This is a genomic window from Lactobacillus sp. wkB10 (assembly GCF_000760615.1).
In the GTDB taxonomy this organism is placed as follows: domain Bacteria; phylum Bacillota; class Bacilli; order Lactobacillales; family Lactobacillaceae; genus Lactobacillus; species Lactobacillus huangpiensis.
The window spans coordinates 80,059-94,922 of the sequence record NZ_JRJB01000005.1 but is presented as its reverse complement, the minus strand read 5'-3'; the positions used below and the strand labels follow the sequence as shown (position 1 = coordinate 94,922).

Below are 14,864 nucleotides of genomic sequence, written 5' to 3'. Positions count from 1 at the left end.
CTTTTTATTTTTACAAGCATATAATTCATATACCACCCGTATTTTATGCTAATCTTAGACTTGTAGATACAAGGAGGAATAGAATGGCTTCACAATTTACGGATCAAGAGGTAATTAAATGTTCCTTTTGTGATAAAACACAAGACCAAGTTAAAAAGATGATTGCTGGCAACGGGGTTTATATTTGTAATGAGTGTGTAGATCTGTCAAAAAGAATTATTGACGATGAGTTAAAATCTGATTCTTTAAAAAAGGCACAGGATTTGCCTAAGCCAATGGAAATCAAAAAGCAACTTGATCAGTATGTTATTGGTCAAGAGCGAGCAAAGAAGATTTTGTCAGTTGCAGTTTATAATCATTATAAACGTGTTACGCAAATGGATGTAGATTCTTCAACTGAGTTGCAAAAATCAAATATTGCTCTGATTGGCCCAACAGGTTCAGGTAAAACATACTTGGCTCAAACTTTGGCCCGCATTTTAGATGTGCCATTTGCGATAGCTGATGCAACTACCTTAACTGAGGCAGGATATGTTGGAGAAGATGTTGAAAACATTTTACTTAAACTGTTACAAAATGCAGATTACGACATAGAACGTGCAGAGCGAGGAATCATTTACATTGATGAAATAGATAAAATATCTAAAAAATCTGAAAATGTTTCAATTACCAGGGATGTTTCTGGAGAAGGCGTTCAGCAGTCATTATTAAAAATTTTGGAAGGTACTATTGCTTCCGTTCCACCGCAAGGTGGTCGTAAACACCCTCAGCAAGAATTAATACAGATAGATACCACCAACATTTTGTTTATAGTTGGTGGAGCTTTTGATGGTATCGAACAAATTGTCAAAAGCCGTTTAGGTAAAAAAGTAATTGGTTTTAGTGCTGAAAACGAGCTTAATAAAGTGCAAGATGATTCTTGGACTAAGCATTTAACGACAGGAGATTTGGTCAAGTTTGGGCTGATTCCAGAGTTTATTGGTCGTATTCCTATCATTGCTACCTTAGATAAGTTAGATAGAAATGATTTAGTTAGAATTTTAACCGAACCTAAGAACGCGCTGGTAAAGCAATATAAAAAATTGATGTCGCTTGATCAGGTTAACTTAGAATTTACCCCAGATGCTTTAAAAGCCATTGCAGATTTAGCCATCGAACGAAATATGGGAGCACGTGGCTTGCGGACAATAATTGAAAATGCGATGATGGGCATCATGTATAAAACTCCTAGTGAGCCTGATATTGAAAACGTTAAAGTTACTGAAGATGTCATTGAAAAAAATGGCGAACCAAAGGTAACAAGACGTAAAGAGGATGATCAGGAAAATAATGAAGAAATAAAGGCAGCTAATGATCATTAATGATAGTTCGTATGCAATCAGTGCTGTACGCGAGGATCAATATCCAACTGATAATTTGCCCGAAGTAGCACTTTCTGGTCGCTCTAATGTGGGCAAGTCGAGTTTAATAAATACATTATTGAATCGCAAAAACTTGGCGCGAACCTCTGCACAACCAGGAAAAACGCAAACCCTTAATTTCTATCTAGTAAATCATGCTTTTTATTTAGTAGATGTACCAGGGTATGGCTACGCCAAAGTTTCACAAAAAAAACGTGAACAGTTTGGTACTATGATTCAAGATTATCTTGAAACCAGGGCAAACTTACAAGGACTAATTATACTAGTGGATGGTAGACATGAGCCTACTAAAAATGATATAGCTATGTATAATTATGCATTATATCTTAATATACCTATTTTGGTAGTTTGTACTAAAATTGATAAAGTTAAGAAAAGTCAGCAAAACCAAGTGCTTGCTATATTGAAACGAAAACTTGATTTAAATCATGATAATGTTGATGTTCTTACTTTTAGTTCTGTCCAAAAGTTACATGTTCAGGAAGTATGGCAATGGATTGAACAAAATCTGTAAATTTGCAAGAAAAAATGGTTCTCCAATGAGAACCATTTTTAATTGTCTTTATCTTTCACTACTTTATCCTTGGTTTTAGCAAATTTTTTCTTTTTGTCATCAGGGACAGTAGCAAATTTGTCAAATAGTTTTTCTAATTCGTCTTGTTTTTTAAAAGTCAAACCCATAATAATTTTTCCTTTCTGATTTTATTATAATAAAAAATAAAACTTCAAGCCAGAAAATACAATAATTTGTTGGCTTTAAATAAATATAATTATGTAAAATTATTATTTTGTAATTTTAACTTTTTAAAAATCAAGTGATAACTAAGCAAAAGCAAATTTAAAACTATGAATTGTATGTTAAAATATGATAGCGAATTTGGGGGAGTGATTTTTTGGCAACTCAGCTGATTGAAAATAAATTAAAACTTTTACCAGCTAAACCAGGCTGTTACTTAATGAAAGATGTGAACGGCAAGGTTATTTATGTTGGCAAGTCGAAAAATCTCAGGAGTCGAGTACGTTCCTATTTCAAAAGTACCCAAGTTGGCAGAAGAGCTGAATTAGTTGAAGATATTCGAGATTATGATATCATCACCGTTTCAACTGATAAAGAAGCTTTTTTGCTTGAAGTTACACTTATTAAAAAATATCAGCCATATTACAATGTGCAGTTAAAACAAGGAACGGGCTATCCATATATTGAAATTACTAATGAACGTGATCCACAAACCAAATTAACCAGTATCATTAGAAAAGATGGTGGTTATTATTTTGGACCTTATCCTAATGTTTATGCTGCACAGGCTACCCTTAAGTTTATTCAAAAAGTTTTTCCTCTGAGGCGCTGCCATGGCAAGCAGGGTAGACCTTGTTTGTATTATCATATGGGACAATGCTTAGGAGCATGTTTTAAAACGGTCCCTAAGTCAGTCTATGAAGCTCAAATAAAAAAGATTAAGAGTTTTTTAAATGGTGATATAGGCTGGGTAAAAAAAGATCTTAACGAAAAAATGACAGTTGCATCTAAAAACCTTGAGTTTGAGCGGGCAGCTGAAATTCGTGATCAGCTTAATTACATTGAAGAAACCGTTGAAAAGCAAAAAATCATCTCGAATGACAATACTCAGCGTGATATATTTAATTTTTATGTTGATAAATCATGGATAGCTATTCAAATTTTCTTTTTACGGCAAGCAAAATTGCTTAGAAGTGAGACTAGAATGTATCCACTGACAGATACTAATGATCCAGAGGATACTTTTGCATCCTTTATTGTTCAATTTTACGGGCAAAAGAATAGAATACTGCCAAAAGAAGTTTTAATACCTGCCAAAATTGACAATGAGGCACTGAGTGAAGTTTTGCATGTGCCTGTGAGAACACCAAAAAGAGGTCAAAAACGTTCTTTATTAAATATGGCAAAAGACAATGCAAAGCTCAAACTTGATGAGAAGTTTCGGTTATTAGAATTAGGAAATAGAAAAACAAAGGGTGCACAGAAAGAAATTTTTGATTCCTTAGGTTTGCCTTATGGTCATGTTATTGAAAGTTTTGACCATTCCCATATTCAAGGAGCTGATCCGGTTTCAGCTTTGGTCGTTTTTAAAGATGGTGAACCAGATAAAAACTCTTATCGTAAGTATAAACTAAAGGGTGAAGTTGAGCATCAGAATGGTGGCGATGAGGTTCGTAATACCCGTGAAGTTGTTCGTAGAAGATATAGCAGACTACTTAAGGAACATAAACCAATGCCAGATCTAATTTTGATGGATGGTGGTCAAATTCAAGTAGATGCTTGTGAAGATATTTTACGCAATGAGCTGAACCTTAATATTCCAGTAGCTGGTATGGTCAAGGATAATAAACACAGAACCAACCACCTTTTATATGGAGATCCAATTAATGGTGTTCCATTGAAACTAATACCGTTGAATCCAAAATCTCAAGGTTTCTATTTAATGACGAGAATTCAAGATGAAGTACACCGCTTTGCAATTACCTTTCATAGAAGGACTCATGCTAAAAATGCTTTATCAAGCAAGCTAGATTCAATTAAAGGGATCGGACCAAAAAGCAGAAATAAGCTTTTACGAAAATTTGGCTCTTTGAAAAAAATTAAAGAGGCCTCAATTGATGAATTACGTTCTGCAGGTTTGACCTTGCCTCAGGCTCAGACAGTTAAGTTGACCTTGTAAATATTGGTTTTTACCACAATAGTCCAAACTTTTTGTGGTATAGTAATATAGTTAAGAAAGACGGAAGGAGAATCTATATGCCTACATTTGTCGATCAAACTAAGATTGAAGTCCAAGCTGGTAAAGGCGGAGACGGCATGGTCGCTTTCCGCCATGAAAAATATGTCCCTAATGGTGGTCCTGCCGGTGGCGATGGTGGACGAGGCGGCAGTATTATATTTGTTGCTGATAGCGGCTTGAGAACATTAATGGACTTTCGGTATCGCCGTAAATTCAAGGCAGAAAATGGTGAAGATGGTCGCATAAAATCTCAATATGGTCGAGGAGCTAAGGATTTATATCTTAAAGTTCCAATAGGGACGACTGTATATGACTTTGATACCAATGAAGAAATTGGTGATCTAACTGAAAATAAACAAGAATTGGTTGTAGCACATGGCGGTAAAGGTGGACGAGGCAATATTCACTTTGCAACGAGTGTTAATACCGCACCTGAAATTGCTGAAAATGGTGAACCTGGTGAAGACCGAGTATTACGACTAGAACTAAAGGTTTTAGCAGATGTTGGTCTTGTGGGTTTTCCTTCCGTTGGTAAGTCAACATTGTTATCAGTTGTCACGAAAGCCAAGCCCAAGATAGCTGCTTATTCTTTTACGACTTTAACGCCAAATTTGGGTATGGTTATTTTACCCGATGGTCGTGACTTTTCAATGGCTGATTTGCCTGGTTTGATTGAGGGAGCAAGTCATGGCGTAGGTCTTGGTATACAATTTTTACGTCATATTGAAAGAACAAAGGTGATTTTGCATTTGGTGGCGATGGATCCTGCTAATGGCCGGGATGCGCTTCGAGATTACCAGACAATTCGTCAAGAACTGTTAACTTATGATAAAAATCTAAAAGATAGAAAAGAAATAATTGTCGCAACTCAAATGGATATTTCCGGTGCAAATGAAAAATTAAAACAATTCAAGAAAGATTTGAAAACGGAAAAAATCCAAGCGCCTGTTTATGCTATTTCAAGTGTGACACATGAAGGAATTGAACAATTGATGCAGCATACTGCAACCGTAGTTGAGCAAGTAGAAAAAGAACGAGCATTGCAGAAGCCTGAACCTGTTCAAGAAGTAAAAGAGTATAAATATCAGGCAAATCAAAAGAATGATTTTACTATCACCAAACTAGAAGATCATGTTTTTGAGATTAAAGGTGAAAACCTGGAAAGATTAGTGGAGCGAACCAATCTTGATTATCAGGATGGTGTTATGAGATTAGCTCGAAAGCTTAAGAATCTGGGAGTGGATGATGCTCTACGTAAAAAAGGAGCCGTTGACGGCGATGATGTAATAATTGGCTCATTCAACTTTGAATTTGTCCAATAATAAATAGAAAAGTTTTGAAACATGACAAAAAATCGATATATCACAGGATATTCTGGACTTAGAGCTTTGGCAGTAATTGGAGTGATTCTTTATCACTTCGATCCTAATACTTTTGTTGGTGGATATCTTGGCGTACCGATTTTTTTTGTTTTGTCAGGTTACCTGGTTACATGCCAAATACTCAAGGCGTATGATGAAAATGGGTTTTATAATACAAAAAAGTTTTATTGGAGTAGAATTAAAAAAATATATCCGCCATTAATTGCAGTATTGTGGGTTTCTGCAGCGTATATAGTTTTATTTCAGCGGAATTTACTTGCCAAACTAAGTCAAATAGTTGTGGCAAACTTGCTTAATATCTATAATTTTTGGCAAATTTTAAATGGGCAGAGCTACTTTGAACGTTTTGCCGCTAACGAATCTCCATTTGTCCATTTATGGACAATGTCAATTAACGGGCAATTTTATATACTGTGGCCATTAGTTATTTTCCTATTAGTAAAATATGGCAAAAAGAGAAAAAATATTTTTAGCATTTTACTAATTTTATCAGTACTTTCAGCAATTGAAATGGCAATAATGTTTACCACTGGTGTTGATATTAATCGTATTTATTATGGTACGGATACTAGATTTTTTTCTTTAGGCTTAGGGGCTGCACTGGCTGTCATTTGGCCATTGAATAAATTGAAAAGCAATATCAAACACAATGATTCCATTCTATTAGACATTATTGGTCTGATTTCTTTTTGTGGATTGATATTTTTATTTCTTTCTCCAATAATGAATGCAGAGAGTGCATTTTCCTATGTGGGCGGTATGTTTTTGTTCACATTGTGTACAACGATATTAGTCGGTGCGATCGCTCACCCGGGGAGCCACTGGAATAAATGGTTAACTAATCCTGTTTTTAATTGGATTGGCTCAAGAAGTTATGAAATTTATCTTTACCAGTTTCCAGTAATGATTTTTTTTGAAGATAAAGTTTCCAATATGGCAGATCACGTTTTGCTTTATCGCTTTATTGAACTAATTTTGATAGTCATTTTAAGTGAGTTTGCATACAGAGCTGTGGAAAAACCATTGGGCAAAATAACTTTACAAAAAGCAAAAAATTATTTGCAGCAACTTCGCGATAAGAATTCAAAAAATTATTTTCAAAAAGTGAAGGCTATTCTTATAGGCTTGATTTTTTTAACTGGTAGCATTGCAATTTTAATTTCTCCTGCTGCACAGGCCCAAAATTTCAATCAAAGTCAATTGGCACGCAGAATTAGAGCAAATCGTAAACAACAAAAAAAAGATAATAATGCTTTAATCAAGGAATACCAAAAAATTAGTCCCAGAGAACAAAAAAAGGCTAAACTTATAAAAGAAGCTAAACAAGCAGCGAAGAAACATCCAATAAAAAAATCTTTTGAGCAATTTGGTATTTCACAAATTGAGATTCAATTGGCACGTAAAATTGATTTAACGGCTATTGGCGATTCAGTTATGGCCGGTTCTAGCAATGATTTAAAAGATTTGATGCCTAAGGCTGTGATTGATGCGGCTATTTCACGTCAACTGAATGTTTCGTTCGATTTATTAAAACATTATCAGAATGAGAAAGTTTTAGGAAAGAATGTATTAATAGGTTTGGGTACTAATGGTCCATTTAAAATGTCTGATATAGATAATTTAATGAAGCAGTTAGGACATAAAAGACAGGTATTTTGGATAAACACATATGTACCGGCGAAGCCTTGGCAAAATGATGTTAATAATTTATTAAATGAGGCAGCGAAAAAATATCATAATTTTATGGTGATTAATTGGTACTCATATGCAAAGAATCATCCAAATTGGTTTTATGAAGATAAAACTCATCCAACACCAATAGGATCAAAGCACTACAGCGCTTTAATTGTTAAAAAAATAGTTGAAAATGCTAAGTATTAGATAGGTAGAGTATGGAGTTACAATTTTTAGGAACTGGAGCAGGACAACCTTCAAAGAAACGTAATGTATCAAGCATCGCTTTAAAAATGCTTGATGAAATCAATGAAATTTGGTTATTTGATGTGGGAGAAGCCACACAGCATCAAATTTTACGAACAAATATTAGATTGCGTAAAGTTACAAAAATATTTATTTCCCACAATCATGGTGATCATATTTTCGGCTTGCCAGGATTACTGGCAACACGGTCATTTCAAGGAGATGTGGGTCCAATTACTATATACGGACCGGCTGGCTTAGAGCAGTTTGTTAGGACAGCTTTAAAAATTTCACGAACAAAAATTAGCTATCCTATTAAATTCGTTGTCTTAGAAGATGGTGGATTAATTTTTAATGGGAATGGTTTTAAGGTATACGCAGAAAAATTGGCTCATAGAGTACCTAGTTTTGGTTATCGAGTAGTCGAGGATGACCGACCGGGAGAACTTTTAATGGACAAATTAGCGCAATATAGTGTACCTAATGGGCCATTACTTGGTAAACTTAAAAATGGTGAAAAAATCGTTCTAGATAATGGTACTATATTAGATGGTAATGACTTTTTGGGTCCTAACAAAAAAGGCAGAATTATTACTATTATTTATGATACGCGTGCAACTCCTGCAATAGCACAATTAGCACAGAATGCGGATGTTTTGGTACATGAATCTACTTTTGCCGGTAATGAGGCAGATTTAGCTCATTCATATTATCATTCTACAGCAGTTGAAGCAGCAAAGATTGCGCGTGATAATAATGTTAAGCGTTTATATTTAAATCATATTTCTGCTAGATATTTAGGTGCTAAAGCCAAAAAATTGGAAAACCAGGCACAGAAAATATTTGCGAATACTAGATTAGCTAATGATTTCGATCGAATTGTAATTCCTATGAAAGGAGAAAAAGATGAGTGATTCTCTAAGAAATAAAGTTGTCGTAATAACAGGTGCTTCAAGTGGAATAGGTCATTCTATTGCACTGGAAAGTGCTGGCAGGGGAGCAACAGTTATTTTGATAGCCAGAAATAAAGCAAAGTTAGAAAAGGTAGCGTCTGAGGCGCACGAACTTTCGGGGGCCAACTCTTACATAATAGTGGCTGATATGAGTCAAAGTGATCAGATAGATGCTGCTTTTACTAAAATTATTAATTTAACTAAGCATGTTGACTATTTAGTTAATTGCGCAGGTTTTGGCAAATTTGAAAACTTTGTAGAATCAAACCGTCGTGAAGTTACAGCCATGTTTCAAGTTAATGTTTTAGGATTAATGTATTTTAGCCGCTTAGTTGGTCGACTAATGATGGAACAAAAATCTGGGCAAATTATTAATATTGGTTCAATTGCAGGTAAAGTTCCTACTGTAAAATCTGCAGCTTACAGTGCATCAAAAGCAGCTGTTATTCAATTTTCGAATGTTTTGCGTTTGGAACTAAAACCATTTGGAGTTAAGGTCATGACGGTTAATCCCGGACCGGTTTATACAAATTTCTTTAATATTGCTGATAAGAGTGGGCATTATGCTGAAAGCGTACAAAAATTTGTCCTGGATCCGGATGATGTTGCCTGGCAAGTGGTTCATTTCTTTGGTAGTAATAAACGTGAGCTCAATTTACCAGTTAGTTTAGCAATTTTGGCTAAATTATATAACCTGTTCCCAACGATAGGTGATGAATTATCGCTGAAGTTTGCCTCAAGAAAGTAGTGCAGAGTATGAAAAGTAAAACAAAACAGATTAAGCTCATCTTTACATTGATTTTAACCTTACTGGCTGTAATTTTCGTTGTTTTAAATACGAATAATGTCGCCATTAATTTTGGCTTATTTCAGTTCAAATTGCCTTTGATCATTATTTTAGTATTGATGATAATCATCGGAGTTCTAATTGGTTATTTTTGGGGTTCTTATGGTCATAATCAAGACAAGAATAACTAATATAGCTTGATTTATTTGGGATACAATAGTATCATTAACAAACGTGAAGTATTTTGGGTACTTTTAAGTAACCTAAAATCGTAATTCTACAAAAAAGGAGATCAGTTAAATGGCAGTTCCTAAAAGACATACTTCTAAGCAAAAGAAACGTTCACGTCGTGGTCATATTAAGTTAACTGTACCAGCAATGCATTATGATGCAACCACTGGTGAATATCGCTTAAGCCACCGCGTTTCACCTAAAGGATATTACAAGGGTCGTCAAGTTGTTAGTCAAACTAACTCAAATGACAATCAATAATTAAAAGACACCAAAAACGGGTGTCTTTTTTATTTTAAAAATTAGGCAATTCCCCATCTAGGAAGAGGAAAAGGTGAAATGAAACTCGTATTCTTACATTCAAGTGATATTCATGGCTTTATTTTTCCCACGGACTATCAAGAAAAAAATAGTTATGCTGCTCCTTTTGGATTAAGCAGACTGAGTAGCATAATAAAACAGCAGCGAGATAAATATGGTGCTGAAAATGTAATTGTGACTGATTCAGGTGACTTTCTTCAGGGCTCGCCTTTAGCGGCTTATGTACATGAGTCGAATAGTGATGCCAATTTAAAAGCATTTGCAGATTGCTATAATCTCATCGAGTATGATGTCAGATGTTTAGGTAATCATGACTTTAATTTTGGATTAAGCTATTTAAAAAAATATTTAGCTTATAGTAAGGCTACTTTTTTAAATAGCAATATATTAGCTGAAAAAAATGATTTGCCGGCCTTTGGACAAGATTATATCATTATCAATAAAAACGGTATAAAGGTGGGAATTATTGGTATTACTACACAACGGGTACCGTTTTGGGAGCCAGCAGACCACGTTGAGGGATTAAAATTTAAATCTGCTTTTGAGCAGGTTAAGCAAATAACAGCTTTTTTAAGGCCTAAAGTCGATGTCTTGGCTGTCCTTTATCATGGCGGTTTTGAAGCAGATCTTCACAATGGAACACGCAAGGAGCCACAAACAGGAGAAAATGAAGGATATCGTATTTTACAGGAAATTCCTGATATTGATGTAATGCTGACAGGGCATCAGCATCGAAGACTAAATATCGTAGACCATGAAACTGCCATTGTACAACCAGGTTATCGCGGAGAATCTATTGGTAAAATAGTGTTGGATATCGACCAGCGAAGCAAGGAAATAAAAGCAATGTCTCCTGAATTGATTGACGCTCAAAACTATGAATCTGATTGTGAAATTACTGCTTCCAGTTTGTCACTGGAACAGAAGGCACAAAAATGGCTTGACCAACCAATTGCTTATTTAGATGAACCTGCTCTTATTTTAAATGCAGATGAAGCTAGAATTAAGGGTTCACCGTTTATTAATTTATTGCAGGATATGCAACTGTATTTTACAAAGGCTGATGTCTCAGCAACAGCTTTGATGAGTGAAACAGCTCAAGGATTTAATAAAAATGTTTCAATGCGTGATATTTTGCTAAATTATCCTTTTGCTAATCAATTATGTATAGTTAAAGTAACCGGGAAAGAACTACGCAATATTGTCGAATATTCACTAAAATTTTTAATTAAGGATAAAAGGGGCAAAATTATGTTTGACCCTCAGTATCGCAATCAGCTTTTTAACTTTGATGTTTTTTACCCGCTTAATTATGAAGCGGATGTTCTGAGACCTGTTGGGAGTCGCTTAACTAAGTTTGAATTAAACGGGCAACCAATTTTAGAGCAAAAAAAGTATCGTTTGGCCGTTAATAATTATCGTGCTATGGGCGGTGGCTTCTACCCTGATTACAATATTAACAAGATTGAAAAAATTCTGGATAAAGATTATGTGGAAATGTTCAAAGAATTTTTGACTAAAAATCATCCACAGATTAATTTGTCACACAATTATAGTTTCAAGTAAATAAAAAAGTCATTAGGTGAGAGCTAATGACTTTTTTTTACTTAAGTTTAGAATACTTACTTTTGTCTTTATGAGAATGTGCCGTGATTGTGGGGATAATGGCTGCAAATAACAGACCAAAAATCAAACCAACAATAGCAGCTTCACTTAGATTAAAAACATGTTGGGTTAGAGGAGCGGCAATAAAACCTACAATTAACATGTAAACAACGCTCCAGCAAATAGTTACGATATAACGACCCATAGCGTTTCCTTCTTTCATACCCTAGAATTTTAACAAATATTATGCAGGTTTTCAATCCAAAAGATAGCTTTTTGGTATACTTATTTATATGGAAGGTGAACTGAATATGAAATACGCTGCATTGCAAAACCTTAGCTCTTTTACCCTTTTAGACAGTCCGACAAAAATCAAAGATTTGCTGACTACTGCAAAGGAATTAGGTTATGAAGCTGTAGGCTTAACTGATATTAACGTAACCTATGGATTAGTTAATTTTTTTGAAGTGGCCCAAAAAGTTGGGATTAAACCACTTTTAGGGATGCAGTTAAGGTTAAGTGGATTAATTGACAGTGCTCACCGATATGATCTTATTGCTTTAGCAAAGACTGATGAGGGTTATCGAAATATCTTGCGTTTATCAAGTAGAATCAACCTTTTGACAGATAATGGCAATAAGCAAAAAATTTTAACTATAGCAGATTTAACCAAGGATTTAAATGATTTGATATTTATTATACCGGCAAATTTGCATAGTGAGTTATTAAACTTGCAGATGCAGAATGAAAATTTAGGAACAGATTTTTTGCGTCAGTTAATTAGCATAATACCTAAATCTAGTTCCTTATATATAGGAGTTTATGGCAGTGAAAAGCAAAAAAATTATATACAATATGTCAGAGCGTTATCAAAACAGTTTGATTTACCATTAGTTAGCGTTGAAGATACCTGTTATTTAAAACCTCGCGATCAGTTTTTACGTAAAACTTTACAAGCTATAAAAAAAGGTGAGGTTTTGGAAGATATCACAGATTTAGCTAAACAATCTGGTTCTCATTACTTGCCTTCTATTGAGGAATTGAGCGAACGCTACCATAAACTAGGGTTAGATGAGGCTTTAGAAAATACAGAAAAAATCGCTTCTATCTGCAATGCTAAAATTATATTTCAAACTCCAGTTTTGCCGAAATATAAGCAGGATCAATATTCAACTTCCAAGGATTTTCTACAATTTTTGGCTAAAAAGGGTTTACAAAATCGTTTTGGTCAACGTAAAGTTCCCTCTGATTATCAAAAACAGCTAAATTATGAATTACAAGTAATAGATCAAATGGGCTTTAACGATTACTTTTTGATTGTTTGGGATGTTGTAAACTATTGCCATCGTGTTGGAATTGCGATGGGTCCCGGCAGAGGATCAGCTTGTGGCTCGTTAGTTTCCTATTCTTTAAATATCACTGAGGTTGATCCAATTAAATATAACTTGCTATTTGAGCGTTTTTTAAATCCTGCCAGACACGAAATGCCAGATATTGATTTGGATATACCAGATAATCGTCGTGATGATGTCATAAAATATATGTTTAATAAATACGGCATGGATCATGCTGCTCAGATTCTCACATTTGGGACTTTAGCAGCTAAGCAAGTTTTGCGTGATACTGGCAGAGTATTTGGTCTTCAAGAAATGCAATTAAGTGAGTGGTCTAAAAGCGTACCTTTCGCAAAAGGCAAAATAAGTCTGGCTCAGGCTTATAAAGAATCCAAAAAAATGCAAATGCTGGTGAATGCAAATGACATGAACAAGTTGCTTTATGAAACGGCAAGTGGATTAGAAGGCCTGCCACGCCACTATTCAATCCATGCTGCTGGTTTAGTTCTTAGCGATAATTCTATTGCTGCCATTGCCGGCTTGCAATCAGGACAATTGGGAATACCGATAACTCAGCAAACAAAAAAATATGTAGAATCACTAGGATTATTAAAGATAGATTTTTTAGGCTTAAGAAATTTAACTATTCTTGGTGATACGGAGAAAATGATTCGCGAGCAAGGAAAAAAGATCGATGTTAATCAGATTCCCCTAGATGATCCTGCTACTTTAAGTATTTTTCAAAAGGGTGAGACGGAACTCGTCTTTCAATTTGAATCAGGTGGAATTCGCAATGTTCTGCGTGAATTGCATCCAGATAATTTTGAAGATTTGGTAGCAGTCAATGCACTTTATCGTCCAGGTCCGATGCAGAATATCAAAACTTTTATTGCACGCAAGAAGGGCATACAGAAAGTCACTTACCCTGATCCCAGCTTAAAACCAATTTTGTCTTCAACATATGGTGTTTTGGTTTACCAAGAACAAGTCATGCAAACTGCCCGAGTTCTGGCTGGCTTCTCTTTAGGAGAAGCCGACATTTTACGCAGGGCAATGTCAAAAAAAGATCAAAAGGTTATTGAACAGGAAAAATCTAAATTTATCAACGGTGCAGTAAAAAACGGCAGGACTGTTCAGGTTGCAACCCGTGTATATGACTATATTGAACAATTTGCCAATTATGGTTTCAACCGTTCACATGCCGTTGCGTATACAATGATCGCATTTTGGCTCGCATACTTACAAGTTCATTATCCAGCTGAATTTTATGCCTCTATGCTTAATTCTAATATTGGCAATCAAAATAAGGCGAATGAATATATAATGCGCGCTCAAGAGGATGGCGTAAAAATTTTGCCACCTGACATTAACAAAAGTGATTTAGCTTATCAGGTAATTGATGGGCGGATTTTGGTTGGTCTACGAGCAATTAAAGGGGTTAGAATAGATTTTCTTAAAGAAATAATTGCAAAGCGTCAAGCGAAACCTTTTGATTCTCTTAGCAACTTTTTACGTCAGATTGATGTCAAATATATTAAAGCTAATAGCATTACAAATGTAGTTGAATCTTTAATCAAATCTGGTTGTTTTGACCAACTTAACAAAAACCGGAACGAATTGTTACAGAATTGTCCTGAAATAATTGAAAATGTTAAATTGACGGGGGAAAATCTCGCTTTGTCAGAAGGGCTAGGTGGCGTTCCTATTAAGCCCGCTAAAGAACCTAACAAACAAGAATTGGCTTTGATGGAAGAAAAAACTTTAGGTTTTTCTACACTCACTTCTCCATTAATTACAGTTCAAAAATATGCTCAGAAGTTTAATGCTAAACCATTAAATGAGTTTCAAATTCATGACGGTGGAATAGCTGTTGGCAAACTGATGTCATTAAAACTTGTGAGGACCAAAAAGGGTCAAACAATGGCTTTTGGCAGTTTTGCTGACACAACCAGTAAGCAGGATATTGTAATTTTTCCTCATGTTTATGATAAAATTCAATCGAATTTAAAGGAGGGTAATATTTATTTATTAGGCGTTAAAGTTCAGAATGATCGTTTCGACTCAAGTAAAAAACAATATATTTTAACTAATTTAAAAGTTGTAAATTTAAAAGAGTAGAGTTTTTTGAGTAAGCGTGAACAAATTGCTGATGTT

Annotated in this window: 13 protein-coding genes; 11 read left to right on the top strand and 2 right to left on the bottom strand. The window is 34.8% G+C overall.

Annotated elements, in window-relative coordinates:
* The first annotated feature begins 83 nt into the window (after positions 1 to 83).
* Both clpX and yihA read left to right on the top strand, forming a co-directional pair.
* Positions 84 to 1,361, top strand: coding sequence for an ATP-dependent Clp protease ATP-binding subunit ClpX (gene clpX / locus LACWKB10_RS04535; RefSeq protein ID WP_034979292.1), 1,278 nt, complete (start codon positions 84 to 86; stop codon positions 1,359 to 1,361).
* Positions 1,351 to 1,935 carry a ribosome biogenesis GTP-binding protein YihA/YsxC gene (gene yihA, locus LACWKB10_RS04530; RefSeq protein ID WP_034979289.1) on the top strand — a complete coding sequence of 195 codons (585 nt, stop codon included), beginning with the start codon at positions 1,351 to 1,353 and terminating at the stop codon, positions 1,933 to 1,935. Before clpX ends, yihA begins: the two co-directional genes overlap by 11 nt.
* Before the next feature lie 38 nt (positions 1,936 to 1,973).
* Here yihA and LACWKB10_RS10340 read toward each other — a convergent pair whose 3' ends face one another.
* Positions 1,974 to 2,102, bottom strand: coding sequence for an SPJ_0845 family protein (locus tag LACWKB10_RS10340; RefSeq protein ID WP_255358038.1), 129 nt, complete (start codon positions 2,100 to 2,102; stop codon positions 1,974 to 1,976).
* A gap of 212 nt (positions 2,103 to 2,314) precedes the next feature.
* Between LACWKB10_RS10340 and uvrC the strand changes: the two genes are divergently transcribed.
* The 8 genes from uvrC to LACWKB10_RS04490 all read left to right on the top strand — a co-directional run bounded on the left by uvrC (position 2,315) and on the right by LACWKB10_RS04490 (position 11,337).
* The gene (gene uvrC, locus LACWKB10_RS04525; protein ID WP_034979286.1) at positions 2,315 to 4,117 is read left to right on the top strand and encodes an excinuclease ABC subunit UvrC; all 1,803 of its coding nucleotides are present in this window, start codon (positions 2,315 to 2,317) and stop codon (positions 4,115 to 4,117) included.
* Between the two features lie 77 nt (positions 4,118 to 4,194).
* Positions 4,195 to 5,499 carry a GTPase ObgE gene (gene obgE / locus LACWKB10_RS04520; protein ID WP_034979284.1) on the top strand — a complete coding sequence of 435 codons (1,305 nt, stop codon included), beginning with the start codon at positions 4,195 to 4,197 and terminating at the stop codon, positions 5,497 to 5,499.
* Positions 5,500 to 5,520: 21 nt separating this feature from the next.
* The gene (locus LACWKB10_RS04515) at positions 5,521 to 7,440 is read left to right on the top strand and encodes an acyltransferase family protein (protein ID WP_034979282.1); all 1,920 of its coding nucleotides are present in this window, start codon (positions 5,521 to 5,523) and stop codon (positions 7,438 to 7,440) included.
* An 11-nt stretch (positions 7,441 to 7,451) separates the two neighbouring features.
* Positions 7,452 to 8,393 (top strand): ribonuclease Z, encoded by a 942-nt coding sequence (gene rnz / locus LACWKB10_RS04510; protein WP_034979280.1) that lies wholly within the window; start codon positions 7,452 to 7,454, stop codon positions 8,391 to 8,393.
* Entirely contained in the window at positions 8,386 to 9,180 is a 795-nt protein-coding gene (locus tag LACWKB10_RS04505) for an SDR family oxidoreductase (RefSeq protein WP_034979278.1), read from the top strand. The genes rnz and LACWKB10_RS04505 overlap by 8 nt, the downstream gene beginning before the upstream one ends.
* Before the next feature lie 8 nt (positions 9,181 to 9,188).
* The gene (locus LACWKB10_RS04500; RefSeq protein ID WP_034979276.1) at positions 9,189 to 9,410 is read left to right on the top strand and encodes a lipopolysaccharide assembly protein LapA domain-containing protein; all 222 of its coding nucleotides are present in this window, start codon (positions 9,189 to 9,191) and stop codon (positions 9,408 to 9,410) included.
* A gap of 109 nt (positions 9,411 to 9,519) precedes the next feature.
* Entirely contained in the window at positions 9,520 to 9,711 is a 192-nt protein-coding gene (rpmF, locus tag LACWKB10_RS04495) for a 50S ribosomal protein L32 (RefSeq protein WP_034979275.1), read from the top strand.
* Positions 9,712 to 9,789: 78 nt separating this feature from the next.
* A complete protein-coding gene (locus LACWKB10_RS04490) occupies positions 9,790 to 11,337 on the top strand; it encodes a bifunctional UDP-sugar hydrolase/5'-nucleotidase (RefSeq protein WP_034979273.1) in 1,548 nt (515 codons plus the stop codon).
* A 37-nt stretch (positions 11,338 to 11,374) separates the two neighbouring features.
* On the opposite strand, the gene LACWKB10_RS04485 is transcribed toward LACWKB10_RS04490, so the two are convergent.
* Positions 11,375 to 11,581, bottom strand: a complete 207-nt coding sequence (locus tag LACWKB10_RS04485) for a YjzD family protein (RefSeq protein ID WP_034979269.1) — start codon at positions 11,579 to 11,581, stop codon at positions 11,375 to 11,377.
* Positions 11,582 to 11,687: 106 nt separating this feature from the next.
* On the opposite strand from LACWKB10_RS04485, the gene LACWKB10_RS04480 reads away from it, so the two are divergent.
* Positions 11,688 to 14,828 carry a DNA polymerase III subunit alpha gene (locus LACWKB10_RS04480; RefSeq protein WP_034979267.1) on the top strand — a complete coding sequence of 1,047 codons (3,141 nt, stop codon included), beginning with the start codon at positions 11,688 to 11,690 and terminating at the stop codon, positions 14,826 to 14,828.
* The last annotated feature ends 36 nt before the right edge of the window (positions 14,829 to 14,864 follow it).